Source organism: Nocardia camponoti, from assembly GCF_014646135.1.
Lineage (GTDB): Bacteria > Actinomycetota > Actinomycetes > Mycobacteriales > Mycobacteriaceae > Nocardia > Nocardia camponoti.
Map to the genome: position 1 here is coordinate 485,640 of NZ_BMMW01000001.1, position 26,887 is coordinate 512,526.

Annotated in this window: 30 protein-coding genes and 2 tRNA genes; 17 read left to right on the top strand and 15 right to left on the bottom strand. The window is 65.0% G+C overall.

Annotated features, from left to right (window positions below):
• Positions 1–14 precede the first annotated feature (14 nt).
• Positions 15–99, top strand: a tRNA-Leu gene (locus IEX78_RS02175).
• Between the two features lie 50 nt (positions 100–149).
• On the opposite strand, the gene IEX78_RS02180 is transcribed toward IEX78_RS02175, so the two are convergent.
• Positions 150–608 (bottom strand): carboxymuconolactone decarboxylase family protein, encoded by a 459-nt coding sequence (locus tag IEX78_RS02180; RefSeq protein ID WP_188827002.1) that lies wholly within the window; start codon positions 606–608, stop codon positions 150–152.
• A gap of 68 nt (positions 609–676) precedes the next feature.
• Between IEX78_RS02180 and pdxR the strand changes: the two genes are divergently transcribed.
• From pdxR to IEX78_RS02195, 3 genes are all read left to right on the top strand, one after another.
• Entirely contained in the window at positions 677–2,071 is a 1,395-nt protein-coding gene (gene pdxR, locus IEX78_RS02185) for a MocR-like pyridoxine biosynthesis transcription factor PdxR (RefSeq protein WP_229683657.1), read from the top strand.
• Positions 2,072–2,107: 36 nt separating this feature from the next.
• A tRNA-Leu gene (locus IEX78_RS02190) sits at positions 2,108–2,192 on the top strand.
• A 96-nt stretch (positions 2,193–2,288) separates the two neighbouring features.
• Positions 2,289–2,702, top strand: a complete 414-nt coding sequence (locus IEX78_RS02195; protein WP_188827003.1) for a hypothetical protein — start codon at positions 2,289–2,291, stop codon at positions 2,700–2,702.
• A gap of 425 nt (positions 2,703–3,127) precedes the next feature.
• Here the strand turns inward: IEX78_RS02195 and IEX78_RS02200 are convergent, their stop codons facing one another.
• The gene (locus IEX78_RS02200) at positions 3,128–3,763 is read right to left on the bottom strand and encodes a hypothetical protein (protein WP_188827004.1); all 636 of its coding nucleotides are present in this window, start codon (positions 3,761–3,763) and stop codon (positions 3,128–3,130) included.
• 230 nt (positions 3,764–3,993) lie between these two features.
• Here IEX78_RS02200 and IEX78_RS02205 point away from each other — a divergent pair, with 230 nt between their 5' ends.
• Positions 3,994–4,857: an SDR family NAD(P)-dependent oxidoreductase gene (locus IEX78_RS02205; protein WP_188827005.1), complete on the top strand. Its 864-nt coding sequence runs from the start codon at positions 3,994–3,996 to the stop codon at positions 4,855–4,857.
• 198 nt (positions 4,858–5,055) lie between these two features.
• Here IEX78_RS02205 and IEX78_RS02210 read toward each other — a convergent pair whose 3' ends face one another.
• A complete protein-coding gene (locus IEX78_RS02210) occupies positions 5,056–5,814 on the bottom strand; it encodes a crotonase/enoyl-CoA hydratase family protein (protein ID WP_188827006.1) in 759 nt (252 codons plus the stop codon).
• A gap of 96 nt (positions 5,815–5,910) precedes the next feature.
• Between IEX78_RS02210 and IEX78_RS02215 the strand changes: the two genes are divergently transcribed.
• Positions 5,911–7,125: an acyl-CoA dehydrogenase family protein gene (locus tag IEX78_RS02215; RefSeq protein ID WP_188827007.1), complete on the top strand. Its 1,215-nt coding sequence runs from the start codon at positions 5,911–5,913 to the stop codon at positions 7,123–7,125.
• A 53-nt stretch (positions 7,126–7,178) separates the two neighbouring features.
• On the top strand, positions 7,179–7,652 hold the full coding sequence (locus IEX78_RS02220; protein WP_229683658.1) for a GNAT family N-acetyltransferase: 474 nt from the start codon (positions 7,179–7,181) through the stop codon (positions 7,650–7,652).
• On the opposite strand, the gene bla is transcribed toward IEX78_RS02220, so the two are convergent.
• Positions 7,649–8,521, bottom strand: a complete 873-nt coding sequence (bla, locus tag IEX78_RS02225; RefSeq protein WP_188827008.1) for a class A beta-lactamase — start codon at positions 8,519–8,521, stop codon at positions 7,649–7,651. The two genes, IEX78_RS02220 and bla, sit on opposite strands and share 4 nt — an antisense overlap.
• 103 nt (positions 8,522–8,624) lie before the next feature.
• Here bla and IEX78_RS02230 point away from each other — a divergent pair, with 103 nt between their 5' ends.
• From IEX78_RS02230 to IEX78_RS02240, 3 genes are all read left to right on the top strand, one after another.
• A complete protein-coding gene (locus IEX78_RS02230) occupies positions 8,625–9,509 on the top strand; it encodes a LysR family transcriptional regulator (RefSeq protein ID WP_188827009.1) in 885 nt (294 codons plus the stop codon).
• The gene (locus IEX78_RS02235; RefSeq protein ID WP_188827010.1) at positions 9,506–10,408 is read left to right on the top strand and encodes a serine hydrolase; all 903 of its coding nucleotides are present in this window, start codon (positions 9,506–9,508) and stop codon (positions 10,406–10,408) included. Before IEX78_RS02230 ends, IEX78_RS02235 begins: the two co-directional genes overlap by 4 nt.
• Before the next feature lie 187 nt (positions 10,409–10,595).
• A complete protein-coding gene (locus tag IEX78_RS02240) occupies positions 10,596–11,321 on the top strand; it encodes an alpha/beta fold hydrolase (RefSeq protein ID WP_188827011.1) in 726 nt (241 codons plus the stop codon).
• 4 nt (positions 11,322–11,325) lie between these two features.
• Here the strand turns inward: IEX78_RS02240 and IEX78_RS02245 are convergent, their stop codons facing one another.
• The 4 genes from IEX78_RS02245 to IEX78_RS02260 form a co-directional block, all read right to left on the bottom strand.
• Positions 11,326–11,970, bottom strand: coding sequence for a GNAT family N-acetyltransferase (locus IEX78_RS02245; RefSeq protein WP_188827012.1), 645 nt, complete (start codon positions 11,968–11,970; stop codon positions 11,326–11,328).
• 41 nt (positions 11,971–12,011) lie between these two features.
• Complete coding sequence (locus tag IEX78_RS02250; RefSeq protein WP_188827013.1) at positions 12,012–12,569, bottom strand: RBBP9/YdeN family alpha/beta hydrolase; 558 nt, start codon at positions 12,567–12,569, stop codon at positions 12,012–12,014.
• A 93-nt stretch (positions 12,570–12,662) separates the two neighbouring features.
• Complete coding sequence (locus IEX78_RS02255) at positions 12,663–13,646, bottom strand: glutathione S-transferase family protein (RefSeq protein ID WP_188828188.1); 984 nt, start codon at positions 13,644–13,646, stop codon at positions 12,663–12,665.
• 34 nt (positions 13,647–13,680) lie between these two features.
• A complete protein-coding gene (locus tag IEX78_RS02260; protein ID WP_188827014.1) occupies positions 13,681–14,925 on the bottom strand; it encodes an MFS transporter in 1,245 nt (414 codons plus the stop codon).
• A 99-nt stretch (positions 14,926–15,024) separates the two neighbouring features.
• Between IEX78_RS02260 and IEX78_RS02265 the strand changes: the two genes are divergently transcribed.
• Complete coding sequence (locus tag IEX78_RS02265; RefSeq protein WP_229683659.1) at positions 15,025–15,933, top strand: D-alanyl-D-alanine carboxypeptidase family protein; 909 nt, start codon at positions 15,025–15,027, stop codon at positions 15,931–15,933.
• 72 nt (positions 15,934–16,005) lie between these two features.
• On the opposite strand, the gene glmS is transcribed toward IEX78_RS02265, so the two are convergent.
• Both glmS and IEX78_RS02275 read right to left on the bottom strand, forming a co-directional pair.
• The gene (gene glmS / locus IEX78_RS02270) at positions 16,006–17,838 is read right to left on the bottom strand and encodes a glutamine--fructose-6-phosphate transaminase (isomerizing) (RefSeq protein ID WP_188827015.1); all 1,833 of its coding nucleotides are present in this window, start codon (positions 17,836–17,838) and stop codon (positions 16,006–16,008) included.
• A gap of 13 nt (positions 17,839–17,851) precedes the next feature.
• On the bottom strand, positions 17,852–18,121 hold the full coding sequence (locus IEX78_RS02275; RefSeq protein WP_188827016.1) for a hypothetical protein: 270 nt from the start codon (positions 18,119–18,121) through the stop codon (positions 17,852–17,854).
• Between the two features lie 238 nt (positions 18,122–18,359).
• Between IEX78_RS02275 and IEX78_RS02280 the strand changes: the two genes are divergently transcribed.
• Positions 18,360–19,415: an LLM class flavin-dependent oxidoreductase gene (locus IEX78_RS02280; protein ID WP_188828190.1), complete on the top strand. Its 1,056-nt coding sequence runs from the start codon at positions 18,360–18,362 to the stop codon at positions 19,413–19,415.
• Here the strand turns inward: IEX78_RS02280 and IEX78_RS02285 are convergent.
• From IEX78_RS02285 to IEX78_RS02300, 4 genes are read right to left on the bottom strand one after another with little or no spacing between them, the layout of a single operon-like run.
• The gene (locus tag IEX78_RS02285; protein ID WP_188827017.1) at positions 19,401–19,805 is read right to left on the bottom strand and encodes an arsenate reductase ArsC; all 405 of its coding nucleotides are present in this window, start codon (positions 19,803–19,805) and stop codon (positions 19,401–19,403) included. The genes IEX78_RS02280 and IEX78_RS02285 overlap by 15 nt on opposite strands.
• Positions 19,795–20,853 carry an ACR3 family arsenite efflux transporter gene (gene arsB / locus IEX78_RS02290; protein WP_188827018.1) on the bottom strand — a complete coding sequence of 353 codons (1,059 nt, stop codon included), beginning with the start codon at positions 20,851–20,853 and terminating at the stop codon, positions 19,795–19,797. The genes IEX78_RS02285 and arsB overlap by 11 nt, the downstream gene beginning before the upstream one ends.
• The gene (locus IEX78_RS02295) at positions 20,850–21,209 is read right to left on the bottom strand and encodes an ArsR/SmtB family transcription factor (RefSeq protein WP_188827019.1); all 360 of its coding nucleotides are present in this window, start codon (positions 21,207–21,209) and stop codon (positions 20,850–20,852) included. Before IEX78_RS02295 ends, arsB begins: the two co-directional genes overlap by 4 nt.
• Before the next feature lie 44 nt (positions 21,210–21,253).
• Positions 21,254–21,727: an ArsI/CadI family heavy metal resistance metalloenzyme gene (locus tag IEX78_RS02300; RefSeq protein ID WP_188827020.1), complete on the bottom strand. Its 474-nt coding sequence runs from the start codon at positions 21,725–21,727 to the stop codon at positions 21,254–21,256.
• Between the two features lie 89 nt (positions 21,728–21,816).
• Between IEX78_RS02300 and IEX78_RS02305 the strand changes: the two genes are divergently transcribed.
• Entirely contained in the window at positions 21,817–22,176 is a 360-nt protein-coding gene (locus tag IEX78_RS02305; protein ID WP_188827021.1) for an Rv2640c family ArsR-like transcriptional regulator, read from the top strand.
• Between the two features lie 80 nt (positions 22,177–22,256).
• Positions 22,257–22,796: a VOC family protein gene (locus IEX78_RS02310; protein ID WP_188827022.1), complete on the top strand. Its 540-nt coding sequence runs from the start codon at positions 22,257–22,259 to the stop codon at positions 22,794–22,796.
• A 30-nt stretch (positions 22,797–22,826) separates the two neighbouring features.
• Here IEX78_RS02310 and IEX78_RS02315 read toward each other — a convergent pair whose 3' ends face one another.
• Positions 22,827–23,684 (bottom strand): Vgb family protein, encoded by an 858-nt coding sequence (locus IEX78_RS02315; RefSeq protein ID WP_188828191.1) that lies wholly within the window; start codon positions 23,682–23,684, stop codon positions 22,827–22,829.
• A 212-nt stretch (positions 23,685–23,896) separates the two neighbouring features.
• On the opposite strand from IEX78_RS02315, the gene IEX78_RS02320 reads away from it, so the two are divergent.
• The 3 genes from IEX78_RS02320 to IEX78_RS02330 all read left to right on the top strand — a co-directional run bounded on the left by IEX78_RS02320 (position 23,897) and on the right by IEX78_RS02330 (position 26,870).
• Complete coding sequence (locus tag IEX78_RS02320; RefSeq protein ID WP_188827023.1) at positions 23,897–24,340, top strand: RDD family protein; 444 nt, start codon at positions 23,897–23,899, stop codon at positions 24,338–24,340.
• An 83-nt stretch (positions 24,341–24,423) separates the two neighbouring features.
• Positions 24,424–25,605 carry a glycoside hydrolase family 76 protein gene (locus tag IEX78_RS02325; protein WP_229683660.1) on the top strand — a complete coding sequence of 394 codons (1,182 nt, stop codon included), beginning with the start codon at positions 24,424–24,426 and terminating at the stop codon, positions 25,603–25,605.
• A gap of 41 nt (positions 25,606–25,646) precedes the next feature.
• On the top strand, positions 25,647–26,870 hold the full coding sequence (locus tag IEX78_RS02330; RefSeq protein WP_188828193.1) for an acyl-CoA dehydrogenase family protein: 1,224 nt from the start codon (positions 25,647–25,649) through the stop codon (positions 26,868–26,870).
• The last annotated feature ends 17 nt before the right edge of the window (positions 26,871–26,887 follow it).

Genomic DNA, 26,887 nt, shown 5'->3' on the forward strand with positions numbered 1-26,887 from the left:
TCCCACACCAGCAAGTCCGGGTGGCGGAATGGCAGACGCGCTAGCTTGAGGTGCTAGTGTCCTTTATCGGACGTGGGGGTTCAAGTCCCCCTCCGGACACGTTCAAGACCCAAAGTCATTGTAACTCAATGACTTTGGGTCTTTTTCTTTTATCGTCGTTCGTCAGTTCCCGCAATCTTCGCCGTCGCGATCGCGACCCGGTTCCACGTGTTGATCGTGCAGATCACCGCGAGCACATGGGCCAATTCGGTCGCATCGAACTGGGCTGCCGCTTCGGCGTAGATCTCGTCGGGAACACCAGCGTCGCCGATGCGGGTCACCGCTTCGGTCAGGGCGAGTGCCGCCTGTTCGCGTGGGGAGAAGAAATTCTTCGCTTCACGCCACACGCCGACCATGTGGAGACGAAGGTCGTCCTCGCCCGCCTTACGCGCGTCGCTTACATGCATGTGCAAGCAATAGGCGCAGCCGTTGAGCTGCGAGGAACGGATCTGGATCAATTCGACCAGCGCTGGGTCGACGGTGTCGCGCGCGGCGGTGTCGAAAGCGATCAGGGACTTGAAGGCCTTCGGGGCGGCAGCGGCGAAATTAATGCGGGTGTTGTTGCTCATGCCAACTAATCTATGGCCGATAGTGACTGCTCAGGAGGTGCATTTCCCTGTCGAAATCATGGGTCAATTTGGCTGAGCGTATCGGTGTCGATCTGCACCTTGACCTCGCTGGAACGGGGTCGCGACGGGCCGTTCTCGCCCGCGCGCTGCGCGAAGCCATCCAAGACGGCCGACTCGCGCCTGGCATGCGGCTGCCGCCGTACCGCTCGCTCGCGGCCGACCTCGGTATCGCCCGCAATACCGTCGCCGACACCTATGCCGAGCTCGTCGCCGAAGGGTGGCTCATTGCGCGGCAAGGATCCGGTACGCGCGTCGCTGAACGCGCGGCACCCGCGAAGGCCGCGCGTGTGCCGAAGAAAGTGCCCGCCCGGGTGGTTGCACCCGCATATAACTTGATGCAAGGGCAACCAGATGCGTCGTCGTTCCCGCGAAACGCTTGGGCTACGGCTACGCGGCGCGCGCTCGCGGCCGCGCCCAACGACGCATTCGGGCCGGGCGACCCGCAAGGTCGGATCGAGTTGCGGGTCGCGTTGGTCGACTACCTCGCTCGGGTGCGCGGCGTGCGGGCGAGCCCGGACCGCATCGTGATCTGCGCGGGTTTCGCCGACGCGCTTCGGCTGCTTTTCGGGGGCGGCGTGCTGCACGGTCCGTTGGCCGTCGAAGCGTATGGGTTGGCGTTTCACCGTGCGCTGTTGGCTGCTGAAGGGGTGAAGACGGTCGCGCTCGGCCTCGACGAGCACGGCACGAGAACCGAGGATTTGGGCAGGGGGACGCGTTCGGTGCTGCTCACCCCGGCACATCAGTTCCCGATGGGCGGTCCGCTCACGTCGGCCCGGCGCAACGTTGCCGTCGACTGGGCGCGCAGGTCCGGCGGCATCGTGATCGAAGACGACTACGACGGCGAGTTCCGCTACGACCGCGAGCCCATCGGCGCGGTGCAGGCGCTCGACCCCGCACGCGTCATCTACCTCGGTTCCACGAGCAAGAGCATCTCGCCAGCGCTGCGGCTGGGGTGGATGGTGTTGCCCGAACAGTTCGTTGACCCGGTGCTCGTCGCGAAAGGCATGCGCGAACGCTGGACCAGCATCATCGACCAACTCACCTTCGCCGAACTGATCACTTCGGGCGCGTACGACCGCCATGTCCGGCAGATGCGGCAGCGGTACCGGGACCGTCGAAACCGCCTAGTCGCGGTACTCGCTGAGCGGGCTCCGCATATTAAGGTCACCGGCATCGCGGCCGGGCTGCACGCGGTTTTGCGGCTCCCGCCAGGAACGGAAGCGGCAACGGTGAAGGCGGCGAGTTGGCGCGGGGTCGCGTTGGACGGCCTTGCTGGTTACCGGCACCCCGATGCCGCGGCCCAGTTCGACGGTTTGGTGGTTGGGTATGCGACACCGTCAGACCACACCTACGCATCCGCTCTCGCAGCCCTCTGCGAGGTGCTCCCACCAGCCGATTTTTAGAATCGACCCCTCATCAGTTACGCTCGTTTCACACTCGTCCGGGTGGCGGAATGGCAGACGCGCTAGCTTGAGGTGCTAGTGTCCTTTAACGGACGTGGGGGTTCAAGTCCCCCTTCGGACACAAAAAGCTGGGCTTGGGTCAACGACCCAAGCCCAGCTTTCTTTTGCGCCGTCACGTGATGAAATAGTCGCCATGGGCAATTGCGTGCGGCTACGCGTGATCGCAGTGGGTGCGGCAGCACTCGGCGCGGTTGGATGGTCCGCTGTCGCCATCGCCAACGATGTGCGCGAGCCTGACGACTGTTTGGCAGTGAGCCCGTCCATCGTGAACGCGATCGCCAACCAAACAGCAAGCCCAGCAACGGTTCTCGCGTCCGCCGCAGTCGAAGACCCCTTCGCCCGATCGACGAATTCAACTCCGCACGCCGAGTACTACATCGTCAGCCTCCACCTCCAAACACCAACCGGCGAAACGGAATCGGCAGCATGGAGCGTGGCCGCCCCCGCCTTCGACTTCAAGAACGGCGAACTCGCGATCTCAGCACCGTTGGGTTCAATAACACCGTTAACCCCGTCGATAGAGGCCGCCCGCCCAACGACCTTGAAGGCCTTACGTTGCCTCCCTCATTGACTGAGCAACCAAGCGGTTGCAGAAAACGTGGCATAAACGTGCGGATTCGCGCACGAACAGCCGATTTTCGAGGTTTCACCAGCGAACCTGCACGAAAATGCCACCTGCGTCGCAACCGCTTAGTTGCCACCACTTGGCGAACCGCAGAACCGTTAAGCCGCGCTTGCCTCGATGCGCATCACCGCGCAGCCGCCAACGATGTGCACGGGCCTGAGGACTGATTAGCGGTGCGCCAGCCATCGCGAACGCGATCGACAACCAAACAACAAGACCGACAACGGTTCTGGCGTCCGCCGCAACGCTCGCCGGCCAAGGGGAATCGACGGCATGCAGCGTGAGTGCCCAAACCTTCGACGACGACCCCTCGAAGCCTTGCGGTTCCCTCCCTCATTGACTCAGTGAAGGCGGCAGCGGCTCCCAGTACGCTAGTTCCGCGACGATGCCACGAAGCGCGCCTCATTCACCGTCACTGGGGTCCCGTCCGCCAGATACGCGACGCCTGACTTCGTTACTTCAACGCATTCGTCAAGCGTCGTATGGCTTGCCACGTGCGGGACGAAGTAGGCGATCCGACCGCCGCTCAAACTCGCGTTGAAGACCCGGACCGGTCGCCCGCTGCCATCAGTCATGTGGTCGACGCAACGCGCGCACACGGCTCGCGAATATCGCTCCGAAAGTCCCGTGATTCGGCCACAGTGCGGGCAGGGGTGTGTGTATTGGCGTCGCCGTGGATCACGTTCAGCGAGCAGAGAATCGAAGTGAGCCAGCAGCCGCCGCGCCGATGGGTTCGGTTTTGCCGTACGCAGCACCAGGAGAATGTAGTCGGCGTAATCGCGCACCTCGTCGTCGACGATTTCCTGACCACGCAGATCGCTGACTTGCGCAACCTGCGCATCGTAGGCCGCGATCGCCAGCAGTTGCGCTTCTCCCAACTCGGCGTCGGCTATCTCACGGTTGATGTGGGCGATGTGTGCCAGGTGATCATCAATTACTTGATCGAGCGATTTCCCATCGAAACCCAGCACGCCCGACCGCACCGAACCTCCGGCGCTGACGATCACGTAACCGCTCCCCGCAGGCGATTCGGGCGCAACGTCGTGCTCGAAGGCGTAACCGCGACCATGGACCGCCGACTCCAACAAAGCATGCCGATACCGTCGAACGGGCGTGGTACTACGTGCTTCTCGCTGTGCCGTGTACAGCGCCTCTTCGTAGGAAAGCGGGTGTTCGCTGTCGCCCATGAGGTTTACCGTAGCTGTCGGTGCACAGTCCAACGTCCTAGCATCAAGGCATGCGGTACAGCGTTGTTGCGGGAGGGACTGATGGGCTGGGGAGGGCCGTTGCTCTTGATCGGCTTGCTAAAGGGGATCGGGTTGTTGTGCTCGGGCGCGATCGGCGCAAACGCGACAAGCTCATGCAAGCCGCATCCGCGCTCGGTGCTGGGGGTCGGCTGCGGTTCATCGCTACCGACCTCAGTTCGATGACCAGTATCAGCTCGGCTATTGACCGCATCCGCGACGACGTTCCCCGTATCGACGCCCTTGTGTTCTGCGCACGGCACTACCGGTCCGAGCGGCTCGTGACCCCCGACGGGTTCGAATACACCTTCGCGCTGTTCTATCTGAGCCGGTTCATCCTCGGCTACGCCCTCCTCGACCGTCTCGCTGCCGCGTCGCGACCGGTGATCGTCAACGTCGCGGGACCTGGCACCGGAACGGGTCAAATCCATTGGGACGACCTCGGATTGGCCAACGACTACCACGGACTAACCGCCCTCTCCCAAGGCGGGCAACTCAATGACCTGCTCGGTCTCGAATTCGCGCGGCGCTTCGGCGGCACCGGCGTCCGATACGTGCTCGTGCATCCCGGCATCGTCGACAGCGGCCTGTCCGGTGACTACGACCCGCAGATGACCGCCCACATTGCCGCGATGCGCATCACCGCACAGCCGGTCGAACACGCGGTACTCCCGATCCTCGACGTCATCGCGAGCCCGCCGGATGAACCGCTAACCGCGATCGCGCGAGGTCGGCGACTAGACCTCACCGAGTTCAACGGAATCCACGGCCCGCGACTATTCAATATGACGACGAAACTGTTGGGACACACCGTCTTTGCCGACCGAGATTGGTACCGCCGCGTTTCGCCGGCCTAGATTGATGCGGGCCGGATCTGCCCTCGGCGGACATACGCGGCATATGCGCCCCATGTTGTGCATGAACACGTAGGCGGCCTCGTCGTACGGCTGGGGATGTAACGGCTTCCCGAGGCGGTGGGTACCGGGGGATGGTCATGGCGACCGTAACCCCCGGCGGACCTCACGACACGGCGTGCCTAGCCCGGCCTCCTCGTGTCAGAACTCCCCATGCCGCCCCGCTCCGTTAGCGAATCGCGCCGCACCCTCCACCGTGTCAGTGGTCAACGACGTGATCCCATGCTCGAATTCGTTTGCTAGCGCCGCACTTTCATCTAACCCCGCCTGCTCAAGCATCGACAGCCGATCCTCACGCAAACACGTCTGCGGGAACGCGGCAATCTCACGTGCCAGTTCACGCGCGGCCGTCAGCGATTCACCATGTGGCACAACCCGATTCACCAACCCCATGCGCAGCGCCTCTTCTGCACCGACCGCGCGCCCGGTAAGAATCAGATCCATCGCGTGACTCTCCCCGATCAGTCGCGGCAACCGCACCGTCCCACCGTCGATCAGCGGCACGCCCCAGCGCCGACAAAACACGCCAAGCACCGCGTCCTCCTCGGCCACCCGCAGGTCCGCCCAAATCGCCAGTTCCAACCCGCCCGCGACCGCATACCCGTTCACCGCGGCGATCACCGGCTTCGATAACCGCATGCGCGTCGGTCCCATCGGCCCGTCCCCGTCGCGTTCAGCCCGATTACCCCGCTCAGTACCGATCGCCTTGAGATCAGCACCGGCGCAAAAGGTTTCCCCCACGCCGTAAAGAATCGCGACGAGCGCATCGGACTCGGCGTCAAAATCGCGGAAGGCGGACGCCAGCGCGGCAGCCGTTGGCCCGTCGACGGCATTACGCGCCGCAGGTCGGTTAATGCCGATCAGGGTGAGCGGCCCGTCCCGGTCAACAAGCACAGTCATGTGAACTCCTTAGCAGCGAAACAGCTCGACCGCCGACATCTGATCGACGCGATCGTAAGCCTTCACCCCGACCCCACTCGCGCGAATACTTCCCCCATGACGAGCACCGTCGCACGCACGACCATCGCCAGCACCACATCGCCGCTGTCACCGAATTACCCGGCGAGCCAGTACTTTTCGGCTGAGGACTATTCGCGCTTCCATGAGCGCGCTGTCCGCTACGACGCCGACAACACTTTCTTCACCGAGGACTTCGAAGACCTCCGCGCCGCCGGTTACCTCGTCGCCGCGCTACCCGCCGAATACGGTGGGCGCGGGCTCACGCTGTCGGAAGTGGCGCGCGAACAGCGTCAGCTGGCCTATTGGGCCCCCGCCACCGCCCTCGCGGTGAACATGCACCTGTATTGGACGGGCCCGGCCGCCGCCCTCACCACCGCCGGCGTCGAAGACCTCACCTGGTTGCTCGAAGCTCTGCGCGACGGTCAGATCTTCGCCGCTGGCCACGGCGAACGCGGCAACGACGTCGGCCTCGACAACGCCCAGGTCCGCGCGCTTCCCCAACCTGACGGGTCGTATCTGGTCAACGGCCGCAAAACCTTCACCTCCCTCGGCCCGGCGTGGACGTCGATTGGCATTCACGCGCTCGACGACTCCGACCCCGCGAATCCGGTGGTCGTCCACCTGTTCGTCGACCGCGACCAGCCTGGCGTCCGCACCGAAGAAACCTGGGACACGCTGGGCGTTCGCGCCACCCGCAGCGACGACACCGTCTTCGAGAACGCGCGTGCGGAAGCGTCGACGGTGGTTGGCACCCATGCGCCCGGCGCGCCCTACCCGCCCTACATCAACGGCATCCTCGGCTGGTACTTACCGCTGGTCGCGAATGTGTATTTCGGCATCGCGCGCCGCGCGTTGGACGTCGCGATTCTCGCCGCGCAGGCGCGCCCGTCGCTGGTTCCCGGCGTCGCTGACCACGCGTCGAAGCCCGCGGTGCAACGGCAAATCGCCGAAGCCGAGATTCTCCTGGACGCCGCGCACGCGCTGCTCGAAACCACAACGCGTGACGCGGATTCCGGTGTCGACCTCGGCAATTGGGCTGTCCCGCGCCTGTTTTCGGCGAAGGAATTCACCACCCGAACGGCGAAGGAGGTCGTTGACATCGCTGTTCAGGTCGCCGGAGCGGCAGCAGTGAGTCGCCGGAACGAACTTGAACGTCTGTACCGCGACGTCCGCACCGGCCAACTCCACCCGCCGAACACCGACGCCATCCTCGACGTGATCGGCAAATTCGCGTTGGGAGTGTTGCCGTAAATCCGTCGGTCGGCCGCTGAGCGGCACAACAAGCAGGGCGATATCGTGGTCCGGTGCTGCAAGATCTCGTGATTCGCCTCGACACCATCACCGACCCGGCGGTCGTCGCCTTCCTCGGCGAGCACCTCGCCCAAATGCGCACCATTACCTCGTGCGCCGAGAGCATGCACGCCCTCGACGTCGACGAGTTGCGCGCCCCGGAGGTGACCATGTGGACGATGTGGTCCGGCGACGAGGTGGTCGCGTCCGGCGCGCTCAAGGACCTCGGCGACGGGCACGGTGAACTGAAGTCGATGCGCACCGCGCCACAACACACTCGGCGCGGTTTGGCTTCAAAGATGCTCGCGCACATCCTCTTTGAAGCGGAACAGCGCGGATTTCAGCGCGTGAGTTTGGAAACGGGCGCGGAGGATTTCTTCGCGCCGGCACGAAAGCTCTACGCCGCCAACGGTTTCACCGAATGCGAACCTTTCGGCTCCTACGTACCCGACTCCAACAGCGTGTTCTTCACCCGCGCGCTGACCTAACCGAGCGCCCGCACCGCCACACGCGTCGCCTTCGCCACCAGCGCGGGGACGTATTCGGCGTCCTGCTGATCGCGGGTCGTCATGATCGCGACGACAAGCGGGGCACGGTTGGGCGGCCAGATGACGGCGATGTCGTTGCGCGTGCCATACGCCGCGCCAGCGGTCTTGTCGCCCACGGCCCAATCGCCAGGCACGCCCGCACGAATCAGCGCGTTGCCGGTGGTGTTCGCGAGCATCATGTCGGTGAGCACCGTGCGGGCATCGGGGTGCAGTACGTCACCTAATGTGTATTGGCGCAGGTCAGCGGCCAGCGCGCGCGGCGAACTGGTGTCGCGGACATCACCGGGAAGCGCCTCGTTGAGCGCGGGTTCGATGCGGTCCATCTCGGTGACGGTGTCGCCCAGGCCGCGCAAGATTCGTTCGAGACCATCCGGCCCTCCTATCCGCGCGAACATCAGATTGCCAGCGGTGTTGTCGCTGTAACGCAGGGCCGCGTCGATCACCTCGCGCAGCGTCATCCCGTCGTCGACGTGCTTTTCGGCGATGGGGGAGTTGACGACCACGTCGGCCGCGCTGAACTTCACGCGTTCGGAAAGCGCGTCCACGGGCGTTGTCGTCAAAATCGCCCCTGCCGCAAGCGCTTTGAATGTGGACGCGAACGGAAAGCGTTCATCGGCGCGGTATTCGGCCGTCTTACCCGAACCGGTGTCGACCGCGAAAACACCGAGCCGTGCGCCGAATTCGCTTTCCAGCGGAGCGAATTCGTTCGTGACCACTACGGGTGCGGGTGCCTGCTCGACCTGCTCGCTCGCGCACCCGGCAACCAACGTCACCAATGCGACCGCGAACGCTGTCCTGCGCAACATCATTTTCGAACCTTTCGTTGACGAACTCCCAGCGTCGCGGCCAGCTTCTATGCTGTCCAAGATAGATCAGCGCGCATCTATGCCACCTTGGCATACACTGCCGTCCGTGGATCTCGTCGCCGCCTGTCAGGCATTCGTCGCCGTCAGCGGGCGCGGGAGTTTCACCGATGGTGCTGCGGCCGTTGGCATTCCGCAGTCGGTCGCGAGTCGACGTATCGCCGCGCTCGAAGCGCGTTTCGGTGCGCGACTGCTCAACCGCACTTCACGCAGCGCTACCCTCACCGCCGTCGGCCAAGCGCTACTGCCCACCGCGCGCCGCCTCGTCGACGTTGCCACTGCCCTCGAAGACGAAGCTGAGCGCGCCAAAACGCGTCCACTGCGCATCGCCGTCCCCACCATCTGCGCGTCGCTGAGCCTGGCCCGGCTCGTCGCCGATGCCAAAACGCACCAGCTCGAACTCGACGTCACCCAAGCCGGTCCTGCCGAGCGCGCCGAACTCGCCCGCACACGCGAAGTGCGGGTCGCGGTGATCGCCACCCCACCCGACCGTGCGACGTGGCGCGTCCCGCTCGGCGTCGCCGACACCTCAGGCCCACCCGCGAAACCGCTGCATCTGGCCGCATTGCGTCCAACCCGCGCCAACCGAGCTGCCACGCCCCGCCGGGTCTGGGTCCAGCCCGAAGACGATGTGCCGCACGTGCGCGACCGACTGACTCGCTCCCGCGACGCCCTTGGCCTGCACCCGAGCCAGGTCGTTGTCGCCAACACACTCGTCACCGCGATCGCGGCCACCCTCGACGGGCGTGACCTGCTGCTGTGTTCACCTGCGCAAGCAACCGATTTGGGTCTGGCGTGGCGGCCGATCGGCGAACACCCGCTCACGCGCGGATATGACCTACTCGCTGATGACCGAGCCGACGCCGAACGCGTGCGCGCGGCCGCGTCGACGACGCTCGCCCGGTGCTTGGGCGCGACAGGAGACGACCGATGACAACAGCGCTGCGAACCGCGCACCGCGACCTTCGCGACGTCGGCCTCCGTGGTTCGTTTCTCGTTCGCGACCTCGACACCGGCGAAGAAATCGGCTTCGACACCGAAACCGAGTGGCCCATCGCGTCATTGGTGAAGATCCCGCTCGCGCTCGCAACCTTGGAACGCGTCGCCCGGAGCGAGCTCGATCCCGCGCGGCGACTTGAGGTGCAACCTGGTCGCATCGCAACACCCGGACCCGCTGGACTAACGAAGTTCCGTCAGCCGGTCACGATCGCGCTTGAAGATCTGCTCTATTTGAGCGTCGCGGTGAGCGACGATACCGCTGGCGATGTGCTGTTCGGGCTCACGCCGCCCGCGATGGTCGAGGCTGAGTTAGCGCGAATGGGCTACGGCGGCATCAACATTCGCCATTCGGTGCGGCCCCTGTCGGAGACTCCCGCTGAGCGGTTCGACCAGTCGCAAGGTCACCTCGCGCAAAGTCTCGCGATCGAAGGCGCGACCGACGGGCATGGGCACGCGGTTGGTCAGCTCGATGTCAGCACAGCCAACACCGGAACCGCGTGCGCCTTCATCGACCTCGCGCAGGGACTGTGGCGGCCAACGACGATCACGGCATCAGCAGCCGAGCGCGTGCGAGAGCTGATGGGCGACAACGTGAATCGGCAACGCCTCACCCCCGACTTCGCCGCCGACGCGACCCGGTGGGCGTCGAAAACTGGCACGTTGCTGAACCTGCGGCATGAGGTTGGCGTGATCGAACACCCTGATGGTCAGACGATCGCCGTCGCCGCGTTCACGTCGTCGCACGTTGCCGCGACGATCCAGCCCAGCGCCGAAGCGGTGATGGCGAAAGTGGCGCGGGATTTGCACGATGAACTGCGGGTTCGTGCCTACTGATTAATTCGTTGGACTCCTTCGGCGACACCCGCGTACTCTTTCGCTCGACCGTGACATCACGCAAGGAGGTGAGACCCATGAACGTTGCAACCAGGTGGGTGCTCCCACACGCGTGCACGGTCGAGCCGCGACACAGGTAGCTGTCGCCGGGAGCGCCGCGTTAGTAGGCATCCCGAAAGGCACCATCATGAACATCATTGAACGCACCTTTAGCGTCGTCAGTCCCGCCGACGAAACCGTGCCCGGCGTGGTGTGGTCACCAGCGGAAAACCCGGTTGGCGCGCTCATTCTCGCTGGCCATCCGGCTGGGTTCGACAAGTCGTTCCCGCCGCACGTCGCGCGGGCGCATGCGCTGGTCAGGCAAGGTTTTCACGTCGCGACAATCGACGCACCCGGTCAAGGCGAGCGCCCCCGGACACCGGAAGACGCCGCGCGCGTCGCCGCTTTCCAGGAGGCGAGGGGAGTGGGCGACCAGCCCCTGTTCAACCAACTCCTCGGCGAATACACCACCTCGGTGGTCGAGCGGGCGGTACCCGAGTGGCAGGCCACGCTCGACGCGCTACTCGCGTTGCTCGAACTTGAGGACGACGCCCCAGTCGGGTACCTCGGCATCACGATGGCGTGCGCGATTGGGATCGGGCTGATCGCGGCCGAACCACGCATCACCGCCGCCGTGTTAGGCACTGTTTCGGCCCACGACGGGTTGCTTACTGCGGCGAGCAAGGCCGACATCCCGGTCGAGTTCCTGCTCCCGCTCGACGACCAGGATCTGCCGCGCGAAGTGGGCTTCGCCGTTTTCGACGCGTTCGCGTCGACGGAGAAAGTGTTGCTCGGCTTCCCTGGTCATCACCGGCAAATTCCGGCTGACGGGCGATTGGAGACCGGCTTCTTCGCGCGCCAGCTGAAGCGGTAAGAAGTTAGGTCCTCGCGTCAAGGAAGTCGAGACACGAGGACACTCCCGACACCGAAATATCGTGCCGTGGTTGCCAATTCGTGCGCGTGAGGCGGAAGCGATGCTGGAGCGCCCGCTTCCCGCGCACGACATGCACGTCGACCCCGTTCACCTCGTACCCGAGCCTGCGCGAAACCCTGGTCGACGCAACGTTGTCGAGGAACGCGCCCGAAACAGCGGTTTCGGCACCGAGATGCGCGAACGCTAAGTGCAGTACGGCAGCACGCATTTCGGTGCCGATCCCACGCCCATGATGCGCGATCCCGAGCCACGACCCAGTGCGCACTTCCCGTCGAATCGCAAAGTTGTCGGCGGCGACCGTCTGGCTCCCCACGACTTCCCCGTCTTGCACGACAACGAAGTTGAGCGCCCACGCCTCAGGCCGCCACTCGCCAAGACACCGCCAGTGCCAGGTCAAGGCCCGCCGAGCCCGCTCCTCGGGAGTCCCGTCCGTCCACTCAACCGAAAACGGTTGCACCGCAGGATCATGCACCCCTTTGGCCGCGAGGGTGGCAAGCGCAGTGAGGTCATCAAGATCCGGCCACCGCAGTTCGAGCGTGGGCGTGGTGATACGCAGATCAACAACGGGCCAGTGCGCAGCGAGGGTCATGGGTTCATGGTGACCGTCGGCAGCGTCGCGAGGCGACCGATTTACGGGAAGTACCGGGTCAAGATTGAGCGGCCTTGCGGCCACGTGCCCAAATTCGATGCCAAATTCAGGTGGCCCTGGGTGCCAACGTGTTCCACTGAGGCGCCCAAACCCACTGCTGCGGCGGCGGCGCGGCCCTCCGGGTCGTAGGGGTCGTTGGTGCTCGCGATCGCGACGGTCGGGAACGGGAGTTCGTAGGTTGGGTGCGACAAGCTGCCGTAGCCCTCGACGAAACCTGTTGCGGCACTAGGGAAGTTCTCGCCACGGGGGTCGGGGAGCGCGACGAGGAGTGCGCCGACAACGTCGGTCGCCGTTGCGGTGACCGCCCACTCAATGGCCAGTGCCGAACCCAAGCTGTGCCCGATCAGGAACTTCGGGCCCGTGATTGACGCCAGCGTCTCGTCAAGTTCCTTCACCCACGCGTCACGCACCGGCGCGTCCCACGACGAGTGCTCGACCCACACCCCGCGCGGATCATCGGCAAACCACAGTCGCTGCCAATGCTCTGGTTCCGAGTTACCGATCCCGGCAAGGTAAACGTTCGTCACGGCGTTTGTCATCGTTCGCACCTCAAGCTCATCCACTACGCACGGAACCTGGACACCGTCGGCCAAGTTCCGTCCGCTATTCGACCACGCGGCAGCGAGCGCGCGCTACGCCAACACCGGCACCCGCTCACTCGGGATTGGGGGCGGCGGGGGAGTGCCGTCGCCAAATGGTCTGCCGCCCAACGCTTCTCGACCGTGCGGGGTCAACCAGTTCGATAAGTCCGGGCCCGCCGGGATGATGCCTGTCGGGTTCACATCGCGGTGCACAACGTAGTAGTGCTCCTTGATTTGGCCGAAATCGACGGTGTCGCCGAAGCCTGGCGTCTGGAACAGGTCGCGGGCGTACGCCCACAGCACCGGCATCTCGGTCAGCTTCGACCGGTTGGTTTTGAAGTGGCCGTGGTAGACCGGATCGAAGCGGACGAGCGTCGTGAACAGGCGCACATCGGCTTCGGTGATGGTGTCGCCGACGAGGTAGCGCTGGGTGCTCAGTCGATCGAGGGCGGCGAACAACCGGGTGTAGGCGGCGTCGTAGGCGTCTTGCGAACCAGCGAAACCGCACCGGTACACCCCGTTATTGACCTCGCGGAACACCTCGCGATTCAGTTCGTCGATCTCGGCGCGCAAATGCTCGGGGTACAGGTCGGGCGCGCCAGGACGATGAAACGCGGTCCATTCCGTCGAAAAATCGAGGGTCATCTGCGCGTAGTCGTTCGTCACGACTTCGCCGGTCGAAATATCAACGATCGCGGGCACGGTGATGCCGCGCGGGTAGTCGGGGAACCGCTTGAGGTAGGCGTCGCGCAGGTGATGAATGCCGAGCACCGGGTCGACCTCGCCCGGGTCGAGGTCGAACGTCCAACTCAACTTGTCGTGCGTCGGCCCCGCCAAACCCAGCGACAACACGGGTTCGAGTCCCAGCAGCCGTCGCACGATCAGCGTGCGGTTCGCCCACGGGCACGCCCGCGCCGCAACGAGGCGATACCGGTCGGGTTCGACGGCGTACCCGTCGCGCCCGTCGGCGGTAATGCGGGTGGTGATGTAGTTGGTGTCGCGGCGAAATTCGCCCGGCTCTACGTAACTGCCCATGTTGTCGTCGGCCACGTCATCGAGTGTTCCAGATTTAGCCGACCGCGACGCGATCCTCGACATGCAAAACGGCCGGGCCGATTCGACGCCGCATTCCATACAACAACACCGCGCAGCCAATCCCAGACAGGACCAAACTGGTCGTGAACAGCACCGAATACCCAGCCGCGTCGCCGAGCAGGCCCGCGGTGAAACCCGCGAAACCCTGGACGAAAACGATCGCGCACGCCATCAGGGTGTAGTCGCTGCCCGCGTATTCGCGGTCGGCGGCGTCCATCATCAGCGCGAAAACCGCGACGGTGGCAGCACCACCAAACACCTGCTCAGCCAAACTCGCGGCGACAAGCATCCCGTACCCGCCCGTGCCGAACGACGCGATCACATAAAGCCCGATGCTCGCCGTCTGCGTGACGCCACCGATCAGCAACGCGCGACCACGCCCGAACCGGTGGGCAACCCACGCTCCCGCCGCCGCACCGGCGAGTGCACCCGCCGACGACAACGCACCCTTCACCAACGCGATCTGAGCCAAACTCATCCCCGCGTCCGACATGAACGGCCCCGTGACCGATGCGGCCATCGAATCGCCCCACTTGAACGCGGCGATCAACCCAACAAACGCGAGCACCCCGGGTCGGCGCAGCCGCGAAACCCACGCACCGAGCAGCTGGTGCGCCGGTGGACGCGGCAGCGGCTCACGTGCAGGTTCGCGAAACAACCACACTGGAATCGAGGTCACCGCGATTAGCACCGCCATCGTCACAAACAGCACACGCCAGTTCGTGAGCGCGAAAAGCCACAGCAGCGCGCCACCGCCGACGATCATCCCAATGCGATACGCGCCGACCTGAATCCCGTTGCCGAGCCCACGCTCGCGCGGGCCAAGCAGCCGCACCGCGAGACCATCGGTCGCGACGTCCTGCGTCGCCGAAAACAGGTTGACCACCACAATGCCGACAAACAACAACCGCAGCGACGACGACAAATCAAGGCACGCCATTACCAGCGCGACGGAAGCCGAAAGTAGTTGCAGCACAAGCAACCACGTGCGCCGCGAGCTATACCGGTCGACGTACGGTGCCCACAAAAACTTCAATGCCCATGGCGCGAAAAGCAGTCCCGACGCACTAATCGCGGTAAGCGAATAGCCCGACTCCCGCAGCATCACCGGCAACGCCTGCGTGAAAAATCCGTACGGCAAACCCTGGGCGAAGTACAACGACGTCAACAGGATCACCGTACTGGTGGTGATAACACCCGGTCGGGTGGTGATGCTCATGGGAATCATCGTCGCAGAACCCGCGCACGGACGCCGCACGGGCGGAATTGAGACGCCGAAATCCCGCGTTCTCGCGATTTCGTGCGACAGAATTCGGCAATGCGGACATTTGCCAAGGTGTTGCACGCGGTCGTCGCCGGGGTTGTGCTCGTCGGAGTTGGTCACGGCGTTACCGCCGCCGCACCGACCGGCAGCGCCGACGGAATTTTGACACCGCTGATCGGGCCTGGCCCAGCCGACGTCGCCGCGCCGGGCGCCGCGCTCGCCGACGGCATCACCGGCACCGTCCTCTGGTCACGTGACGCAAACACCCCTCGCCCGATCGCCAGCATCACGAAGGTGATGACCGCGTTCGTCGTGATCACCTCGGGCGACCTGGAACGCCCCGTGACCGTCCCAACCGCCGCGATCGACTACTGCGTGCGCAACGACGGCAGCACCGCCGGGCTCCGCGCTGGCGAGGTGCTGCCCGCACGCGAACTGCTCTACGGACTGTTGCTGCCGTCCGGGTGCGATGCCGCCTACACCCTCGCTGAGTCTTTCGGACCAGGTCAGGACGCGTTTATCGGTCGAATGAACGACGCGGCGCGCGTAATGGGGCTGGGCGGAACGAATTTCACCGACCCGAGCGGTCTGCCGGTGCCGACGGACTTCTCCAATTCGTCAACGCCTAACGATGTCGTGACGATGGGCGTGCGGGCGATGATGCTGCCACTGTTCCGCGAGATCGTCGCCGCGCGAACACATTTCGTTCCCGATGGCCCTGCCAACGCTGAACATCATTGGGCGACAACCAATGAGCTGCTCACCCGCTACCCGGGCGCGATCGGCATCAAGACGGGCAGCACCGACGCCGCCGGTTACTGCCTACTGTTCGAAGCGGTGCGCGCGGGTGTCCCGCTGATCGGTGTCGTCCTGCACGACGCCAACTCGGGAGAAGCAACGCGGGACGCCGAAAAGATCCTGAACTGGGTTTACGACCCGCTCACCCGCGTGATTCCAGGGTAGGCGGCGACCCGGCACGCAACTGTGCGACTGTCCGCGCCAATCACGAGCGATTGGCGCGGTTGCGCGAACCGACTACTCCACCGTCACGCTCTTCGCCAAGTTGCGCGGCTTATCCACGTCGCGGCCTAGCGTCAATGCCGTGTGGTAGGCCAACAACTGGAGGGGGATCGTGAAGATGATCGGGTCCAGTTCCGGTGTTGTCTTCGGTACGCGGATCACCGCGTCGGCGCAGTCGTCGGGCACGTCGGCGTTCGTCACGGCCAACACCGCGCCGCCACGCGCCTTGATCTGCTCGATCGTGGTGAGGTTCTTGGCGAGCAGTTCGTCGTCGGGAAGCAGGACCACGCTGGGCATTTCGGCGTCGATCAGCGCAAGCGGGCCGTGCTTGAGTTCGGAACCCTGGTACGCCTCGGCGTGAATGTAGGAGATTTCCTTGAGCTTCTGCGCGCCCTCACGCGCGGTCGGCCACATCCGCACCCTGCCAACGAAGAACATGTTCTGCGCCTTGGCGAAACGGGCCGCGATCTGCGCGATCGCCGGTTCATCGGCGATCACCGCGTCGATCGCATCCGGCAGCGAATGCAGTCCGTCGACGATGCGCTTGCCGTCGGCAGCGGAAAGGTCGCGCACGCGGCCAAGCAGCAGCGCCAGCATCGCGAACGACACCGCCATGTTGGTCACGGCCTTCGTCGACGCGACCGACACCTCCGGGCCAGCATGCAGGAACATACCAGCGCCGCACTGCCGCGCGATCGCGCTGCCAACCACGTTCACCGCGCCAATCACGCGACCACCCTTGCGCTGCAATTCCTGTACCGCGGCGAGGGTGTCCATCGTTTCGCCGGACTGGCTGATCGCGACATACAGCGCATCCGGGTCGACGACGGGGTTGCGGTAGCGGAATTCCGACGCGGGTTCGGCGGTCGCGGGGATGCGCGCGAGCTCTTCGACCAACGCGGCACCGAGTTGGCCCGCGTAGTAGGCCGAACCACAGCCGAGGAAAACGACCTTGCTCACGCCACGCAGTTCGCGCGGATCCATCGCGAGCCCGCCGAGATGCGCGGTCGCGAAGCGGTGATCGAGACGACCACGCAACGCGCGGCGCACGGCTTCGGCCTGGTCGGCGATTTCCTTGCGCAGGTAATCGGGGTGGCCTGCGAGGGCGTATTCGGCGGCGGTGACGTCGATGGTCGTGGGCACCTTCGTGGTGTGTTCGGCGTCGAATCCGACTGTGCTGGTTCGGAATTCGTCAGCGCGAACAGTCGCGATCTCGCCGTCGTCGAGGAAAACGACACGCTGGGTGTGGTGAACGAGCGCGGCCACGTCGGAGGCGATGAACATCTCGCCGTCGCCGATGCCCAACACGATCGGGCTGCCGTTGCGGGCGACGACGAGTTCGTCGGGGCGGTCGGCGTCGAGCACGAGCAGGCCGTAGGTGCCGCGCACCTGGGCGAGCGCGGAACGGACAGCGGCTTCGAGCGAGGTGGTGTGCGGGAGCGCGGCGGCGATGAGGTGGGCGATCGCTTCGCTGTCGGTGTCGGAGGCGAACGCGACGCCCTGGCCGATCAGTTCGGCGCGCAGCTGGTCGGCGTTTTCGATGATGCCGTTGTGCACGATCGCGATGCGGCCGGAGCTGTCGGTGTGTGGGTGGGCGTTGCGGTCGCTGGGTTCGCCGTGGGTGGCCCAGCGGGTGTGGGCGATGCCGGTCGTGCCGACGATCGTGACGGGCTCGACCTTGTCGCGCAGATCCTGCACGCGGCCCTGGGTCTTGATCACCCGCAGGCCGCCGTTTTCGGGCAGCGCGATGCCTGCCGAGTCATAGCCGCGATACTCAAGCCGTCGCAGGCCCTCTAGCAGCACCGATTCCGCCTGCCGACGTCCGACATAGCCGACGATTCCACACATATTCTCTAACTCCTCACCCGTAGACGATGCGCCGCAACTGCCGTTCACTGAAGGTCGGGGCCGCGACTGGCCGCTGCGCGAGTTCGCGCGACAACCGCTGCCAGATCTCGGCGTTGCGCAACTGGCGTGCCTGCAGTTCGCGGTGGCGACGTCGAATGAACTGCTCGGCCGTCTCGTCGAAATACCCGACAATGTCGGCGACGAGACGAGCAGCAACCGGCTCGGGAAGCCCGGTCGACGCGACCACGTAGCGCACCAGTTCCTCCGATGCCCCGTCTGTCACTCGACAGATCCTGCCTGTCGGATTCGCCGGAACCAAATACTTTGCCCGATTTCGGGCACGCGTGTCGTTCCGTGCTCGGCAAGAGGCCGGAAATCTTGCTCGCGCAGATTCTTTTGCCGACCGTCGGTGAAATACCAGGTCAGCGGGTTTCGCTCATCTGCTCGCGCTCGCGAGGTCGGCGGCAGGGTGGTTGGACGGTCGGACAATGGGTGCACTGACTAACCCGAAGGCGCTGCGTATGAGTCTCGAATTCCTTTGGTACATCCCGAATCAGGTGGTCCCGGGGCATCGCGGTGAACCAATTACGGCCGACCACAACAGCATTGACACCCTCACCGCCCAGGCGCAAGCGCTCGAGCGTCATGGGTGGAAAGGCGCGCTGCTCGGCACCGGGTGGGGACGCCCCGACACGTTCACCGTCGCCACCGCGTTGGCCGCGCGCACAACAACTTTCGAGCCGTTGATCGCGGTGCGTCCCGGCTACTGGCGACCAGCGAACTTCGCGTCGGCGGCGGCAACGCTCGACCATCTCAGCGGCGGACGCGTGCGCGTCAACATTGTGTCCGGCCAAGACGACCTCGCCGCCTACGGCGACAGCGAAGGCGACCAAGCGCATCGGTACGCCCGTACTAAAGAGTTCATGCAGCTTGTCCGCAAGCTGTGGACCAGCGACGATGTCACCTATCACGGCGAGCACTTCCAGGTCACGGGTTCCACAGTCACGCCACGCATCGCGCGGCGCGGCGGACGCGCGCACCCGACGCTGTACTTCGGTGGAGCGTCAGCGGCCGCCGAAACCGTCGCCGCGACCGAGGCTGACGTACAACTGTTTTGGGGTGAACCGCTTGACGGGATCGCCGAGCGGATCGACCGACTGCGGACGTTGAGTCAGCGGCTCGGGCGCGAACACGCTCCGCTGGAATTCGGTTTGCGGATAACGACTTTCGTGCGAGAAACCACCGAGCAGGCGTGGGCCGACGCGGAAGCACGGGTCGCGGAGATGGCGGTTGGGCACGTCGCGGACCGTCATCGCGGCACGGCGGTTGGGCAACAGCGACTGCTCGATCTGGCCGCTCGCGGTGACGTGCTCGACGACAACCTCTACACCGCGCCCGGCCGCGTTGGCGGCGGAGGCGCGGCGACGACGTGGCTCGTTGGGTCACCCGGCGACGTCGCCAAGTCGCTGCGCAAGTATCGCGACCTTGGCATTACGCACTTCGTGCTATCGGACACCCCGTACTTGCGCGAGATCGGCCGCCAAGGCGACCACCTGCTGCCATTACTCGGCGACTAGCTCAGCGATCAACGCGGTAACGCGCTGCTCGATCTGGTCGCGAATCGGGCGAACCGCTTCGACGCCTTTGCCCGCTGGGTCTTCGAGTACCCAGTCGCGGTAGGTGACGCCGGGGAAGTAGGGGCACGCGTCGCCGCAGCCCATCGTGATCACCACCGTTGAGGTTTCGACGGTGTCGGCGGTGAGGATTTTGGGTGACTGCGCTGAGATGTCGATGCCGACCTCGGCCATCGCTTCGACAGCGGCGGGGTTGATCGTCGCGGCGGGGGCGCTGCCTGCCGAGCGAACTTCGATCGCGTCGCCAGCGAGGTGGGCGAGGAAGCCCGCCGCCATTTGCGAACGGCCCGCGTTGTGGACGCAGACGAACAGCACACTGGGTTTAGTTGGCATCGTTGAACTTTCGATTGCGAAGGGCGAGCGAGACGTAGACGAGTGCGACGAGCACGGGCACTTCAATGAGTGGGCCGACAACGCCGGCGAGCGCTTCGCCGGACGTCGCGCCGTACGTGGCGATCGCGACGGCGATGGCCAGTTCGAAGTTGTTGCCCGCCGCGGTGAACGCGAGGGTGGTGGTACGGGCGTAACCGATGCCCAGTGCCGCGCCGAGCGCGTACCCGCCGCCCCACATCAGCGCGAAGTAAACGAGCAGCGGGAGCGCGATGCGCACGACATCCCAAGGGCGCGAAGCGATTTGGTTGCCCTGTAGGGCGAACAGAATCACGATCGTGAACAGCAAGCCGTATAGGGCGAGGGGGCCGATGCGCGGCAGGAAGCGCGTTTCGTACCAGTCGCGACCTTTAGCGCGTTCGCCGAAGTAGCGAGTGAGATAACCCGCGAGCAGCGGGATGCCGAGGAAGATCAGGACCGATTTCGCGATTTCCCACGGTGACGTGGTGATCGACGTTTGTTCCAGCCCAAGCCAACCCGGCAACACCGACAGGTAGAACCACCCGAGCACGGCGAACATCACTACCTGGAAGAGCGAATTCAACGCGACGAGCACGGCGGCGGCTTCGCGGTCGCCGCAGGCTAGGTCGTTCCAGATAATGACCATCGCGATGCAGCGCGCGAGTCCGACAATGATCAAGCCGGTGCGGTATTCGGGCAGGTCAGGTAGGAAAAGCCACGCTAGCGCGAACATGAGCGCGGGGCCGACGAGCCAGTTCAGCGCTAACGAACTGACGAGAAGTTTGCGATCAGCCGTCACGCTGTCTAGGCGGTCGTAGCGGACCTTCGTCAGCACCGGATACATCATGATCAGCAGGCCGATGGCGATCGGGAGCGAGATGCCATCGACCTCAACCTTGCCCAGCGCGTCGCCGAGCCCGGGGACTAGGCGGCCGAGCAGGAGACCGACGGCCATCGCGACGCCGATCCAGACCGGGAGGAAACGGTCGAGTGTCGAGAGCTTGCCAACGACAGGTGCGGTGGTGTTCACGCGGTTTCCGCCTTCAGGGTGTCGGCAAGCCGGGCGAGAACTTGCGGGACGACACGGTAGTAAACCCACGAGGCGCGGCGCTCGCTGGTCAGCAGTCCGGCTTCGCGCAGCACTTTGAGGTGGTGCGAGATGGTGGGTTGCGAGACGTCGATGCCCTCGGACAGGTCGCACACGCACGCTTCGCCGTCGATGCGGGCCGCGATCGCCGACAACAACCGCAGGCGGACGGGGTCGGCGAGGGCTTTGAACAGCGACGCGAGTTCGATCGCGGTTTCGCCGCTCATCGGTGGTCGGGTGCGGGGCGTGGGCGCACACGGTGGTGCGCCCACGCTCAGCGTGAGGTCCTGATTCGACATTCGTCGATATTGACAGATATCGAATCAGAGGGCAAATGGGTGGCTTAGTTGCAGCAGGGCGCTTGATCAGCACGCTCTGGTGGCGAAACGCTCTCGGCCGATGCCGCCACCAGAGCGTGCTCACTGATCAGGTGCGGTGCGGCGCCGAAGGTTTCGCTGTCGGCGAGCACGGTGTAGACCTCCCAGCGTTCCGCGTCGGGGGCGGTGACCCACACCTTGTCCTGGGTCGCGAAGCAACAGGTCGTCGCGATTTCTTCCTCGGTGAACAAGCCAGCGTTCGAGAGTCGCGCGATTTCGGCGTGGACGGTGTCCGACGAATCAACCTCGACGCCAAGGTGATTGAGCGAACCGGCTTGGCCTGGGTTTTCGATGAGCACCAGCTTGAGCGGCGGGTTTTCGACGGCGAAGTTGGCGTAGCCGGGCTTGCGCTTGGCTGGCTCGGTGTTGAAGAGGGTGGAGTAGAACGCTACGGCGGTGTCGAGGTTGTCGACGTTGAGGGCGAGCTGAACGCGAGACATGAGCGAACCTTCCTGTTGTTTGACATATATCGAAATCGAGTGTGGCCAGAGTTTCGACATATGTCAATAAAGTCGGTAAGGTTGGTTTCATGCCTAAGGCGCTACCGATCATCGACATGTCCGCCCCGGTTTGCTGCACGCCCGTCGCGGCGGCGCCGGTCGACGACGCGGCCGCGCTAGAAGTGGCGCTGCGCCTCAAGGCGCTTGCCGACCCGGTGCGGGTGCGCCTGATGTCATTGCTCCTCACCGACCCGGCGGGCGAACAGAACAGTGGCGACTTGGCTGTTGCCGTGGGCATCGGCGAGTCGACGGTGTCGCACCACCTCACCCAACTGCGCAAGGCGGGGCTGGTTGAGTCGGAACGTCGGGGGATGAACACGTTTCACCGCGCCCGCCGCGACGCATTGTCGGCACTGTGCACGGTGCTCGATCCGAACTGCTGCACGTAGCGGCTGCGGCGGTTTCGCGAACGAAAACTTGTCGTACCCCGGTCGTACTGTGAGGCCAACCAACGGAGAAGGGACCCCTCATGGATACGACCCCCGCCGGGTACACCACCGTCGCCCCCTGGCTCGTCACGCCCGATACCGCAGCCTTACTCGACTTCGTCACCGCCGCCTTCGACGGGCATGAGCTGGGCCGAGTTCCGTTGGCGGACGGCAGCATTGGACACGCTGAGATCCGCGTCGGCGACACCGTTCTCCTTGCTTTCGATCAACGCGCGGACTGGCCCGCTCTCCCGTCGCTGTTGCGCGTGTTCGTCCCTGATGCCGACGTGGCATTCGCGAACGCCATCGACGCGGGCGCGCGCGAGGTGACGCCGTTGTCGAACAACGCGTTTGGTCAACGCGGCGGCCGCGTCCGTGACCCTTTCGGAAACATCTGGTGGGTCACCGCCAATGTCGAGACGGTGTCGGCGGAGGAAGGCATGCGTCGCTTAGCTGAACCGAGCTATCGCGACCAGATGCGCGTCGCGCAGGAGACGCTCGACGCCGAACTGAGCGGTGCGGAGCGCGGTCGATCGAGCTCGGTCACCGCGATCGTCCAGCCGTCTGCTGCGACGCGGTGACCGACCAGAGACGTCGCTGAGCCGACTGGCCTACGGCGCGATGCGGGCCACTGAGCCGATTTCCAACGCTGCCCAGATTGCGCCGTCGGGGCCCAAGGTGATGCCGTGAGGTTCTGACGATGGGGTGGGCAGGGGGTGTTCGGTGATGTTGCCGGTCGCGCTCACGTGGGCGAGCCGGTTCGCTGCCCATTCTGTCAACCAGCAGTCACCTGAGGGGAGGGCGGTGATGGCGTGTGGTTTTGCCGTCGGATCGGGGAGTGGATACAGGGTCACTTCGCCGTCGACGGTCAGTCGGCCCACTCGGCCCGCGGCGATGTCGACGAACCACAGTGCGTCGGGGCCAGCCGCGATGCCAACGGGGGCGCCCGCGTCGGGGAGCTGGTGCAGGGAAACGTTGCCGTCGAGGTCGATGCGGCCAATCGCGTTGGCCTGGTTGAGCGTGAACCACAGGGCATCGTCGGGGCCGGTCGTGATCATCGACGGGAAGCCGCCTTGCACGCCGATGTCGAAGTGCGTGATCCCGCCGTCGGGCGTGATGCGGCCGATCCGGTCGGTCGCCATCTCGGTGAACCACATTGCACCGTCGGGGCCTGCGCAAATCCCGAACGGGTTCGCGCCGTCGGACAGCGGGAACGCGCTCACAACGCCGTCGTAGGTGATGCGGCCGAGGTGGGCGTCGCCCAACCGGGTGAACCACACCGCGTTGTCGACACCGGCGGCGATGATGGTCGGGCGACGTCCTTTGGGACCGGCCGGGAACGTCTCCACTTTCCCGTCGGTCGTCATGCGCGCGATTTCGCCACTATTGACGAGCGTGAGCCAGAGCGCCCCGTCTGCACCGCTAGTGATTCCGTACGGACCGGCGTCGGGGAGCGGGAATTCTTCGATCTTCGACACGAGTCGCACTGTGCCCGCGACAAGCGTCGTCGCGCAACCGGCATCCCAGTTCGCCGAGGCTCCGACATGAAAGCGCAAAGTTGGTTGTCGCGTTGTCGCAACGTTTCCGTGCACCTACCCCTGCGGCTACTTACGCGTGAGATCCTCACTAGGCCACTGGTTTTCGAGATGGCGGTGGCGTGTACGTCACTGAGGAGATAGTCATGAGCAGTGCGGTTGGGGTCAGTCCGGCGGGTCTCGGAGTTCGGGCGGGGGCCCGGCTGATCGACTGGATCGTCGCCGGAATTATCGGCAGCATCGTGTTTTTCGTGTTCAACCACACGTTGCACCTGCCCGACTGGGTCGCGATCCTGCCGGGCGCGGGATTCGGGTTCCTCTATTTCGTGTTCTTCGAAGTCGTCACCGGCTCGACGCCGGGTAAGAAAATCCTCAACCTGCACGTCAACGGCGCTGACGGGGCGGCGAAACCAGACCTGCTCGAATCGGCAAAGCGCAACGCGTACATGCTGCTCAACCTCATCCCGTGGGTCGGCGGCCTGCTGTGGTTCATCGCGGCGATCGCGATCGCGGTGACGGTGTCGAACAGCCCGACGAAACAGGGTTGGCACGACGACTTCGCGGGCGGCACGCAGGTCGTCAAGGACTAAACCAGCGTGAAAGGAACACGTTGAACGGCGTTCACGCTGGGGTCGCCGGGGCGCGGGGCACCGTCGGCTAAGCTCCGCGCGCGGTGAGTGAGAGGTGCGCGACGGTGGGTGTGGTGTTCAGTCGGCGTGCGCTGCTGCTTGGAGTGGGAGCGAGCGCGCTTGGTGCGGTGAGCGGGCCGTTGCCGGTTGGCAGCCTCGCGACACCCAGTCCCGGCGTTGCTCTGACCAGCGCTTCTACTACCTTCACCGCCGAGCGTGCCGCCGCTGCGGAAGCCGCCGTCGTTGACCGTTACGTCGGGACACTGTGGGGTCTGCCCGGTCACGCGACGGGGCTACTCACCTGGCCCGCACCGCTCGGCGCACGCACCATCGGCCGGTGGTGCTACTGGTGGCAGGCGCACCTACTCGACTGCGCGGTTGACGCGGCGATTCGAGAGCCAAATACCGAACGCACCAAGCGAATTCGCGCACTCGCCGCAGGCATCCGCGCGCGCAACTTCACCGGCTGGACCAACCGGTACTACGACGACATGGCCTGGCTCGTCTTGGCACTCGACCGCGCGCAAGGACTTGGCGCTGATTTCGCCAACCCCGTCGGGCAGTTGATGTCCGCGCTGCGAGCGGGCTGGTCGACCGAGGTGGGCGCGGTGCCGTGGCGAACCGACGACAACTACTACAACACTCCCGCCACCGGACCCGCCGGTGTCGCGTTCGCGCGAACAGGCGACCTTGCCCTTGCCGAAAAGGCAGCGGAATTCCTGCACACGCGGCTACGCGACCCCGAAACCGGCCTGATCGCCGACGGCATCCATCACCCCGACGGCCGCATCAACCACACTCGGCACACCTACAACCAGGGCGTCGCACTCGGCCTCTACCTCGAATTAGCAACGCGCACAGGGCAATCCACGTACCTCAAACGCATCGAAGACCTCGTCGCCGCCATCGCGGAAAACCTCACCACCCCGCACGGCGTGATCGTCGGGGCGGCAGGCAACGACGAGGGCCTCTTCATGGGTATCCTCGCGCGCTACCTCGCCGACGTCGCCCGGGTGTGCGGCGACACAACCGCGGCGGCGATCGTGACCGCGTCGGCCGAAGCGGCGTGGGCGCATCGCGTCGACGGCGGCGACGGCCACCCCCTGTTCGGCACCGAATGGGCGCGCCCAGCTTCGATGACCAACGCTGCCCATCGCGACCTGTCCGTGCAGCTCAGCGGCTGGATGGTCCTCGAAGCGCACCACCGGATGGTCAGCAGCGGGTGAATTAGCACCCGCAACGGTCGTTCACCGTGTTCACTACCGCTATGGATTTCGCCTACGACGCCCGCACCGAAGAACTGATCGCGACCCTCACGGACTTCATGGACACCCAGGTCTACCCGGCCGAGTCGGTGTTCAAGCAGCAGGTCAGTGAGCTCGATAACCGGTGGGCGTGGGATTCGGTGCCGGTGCTCGCCGAATTGCGGGCCGAGGCGCGCAAGCGTGGGCTGTGGAATCTGTTCTTACCAGGCGACCAAGGCGCCGGGCTCACCAATCTGCAATACGCGCCGCTTGCCGAATTGACCGGGCGCAGTGCGAATCTGGCGCCTGCCGCGCTCAACTGTGCCGCCCCCGACACCGGCAACATGGAGGTGCTCGCTCAGTTCGGCACCGATGAGCAACGGGCGCAATGGCTTTCGCCGCTATTGGATGGGGAGATTCGGTCAGCGTTCGCGATGACCGAACCCGACGTCGCATCGTCAGACGCAACCAACATCTCCACTCGCATCGAACGCGACGGCGACGACTACGTGCTCAACGGGCGCAAATGGTGGATCACCGGCGCGATGAACCCGAACACACGCATTTTCATCGTGATGGGCAAGACCGATCCTTCGGCGAGTCGACACCGGCAGCAGTCGATGATCCTCGTCCCGCGCGACACCCCCGGCCTCGAAATCCACCGTGGCATGGAGGTTTTCGGCTACGACGACCACGATCATGGCGGTCACGCCGAGCTCACCTTCACCGACGTGCGCGTGCCCGCGACGAATCTCATTGGGGGAGAAGGCCTTGGGTTCGCGATCGCCCAGGCGCGACTAGGTCCGGGCCGAATTCACCACTGCATGCGGTCGATCGGGTTGGCGGAGCGGGCAATCGAATTGATGTGCGCGCGTGCGGATTCCCGTGTGGCGTTCGGTCGCCCGTTGGCCGAGCAGGGCGTGATCCGCGACTGGATCGCCGAGTCGCGCGTGCGGCTTGAGCAGTTGCGCTTGCTGGTGCTCAAGACCGCGTGGTTGATGGACACCGTCGGCAACAAGGGTGCGCACACCGAAATTCAGGCGATCAAGATCGCGACGCCTGCGACGGTGCAGTGGATCCTCGACAAGGCGATTCAGGTGCACGGCGCGGCGGGCGTGTCCCAGGACTTCCCCCTGGCGGCGGCGTATGCGGGGATTCGCACGTTGCGGTTCGCCGACGGCCCGGACGAGGTGCATAAGAACGCGCTCGCGAAGAACGAGCTGGCCAAGCAGCGAGACAAGCGGTAAGCACGGACGGGTCCGCG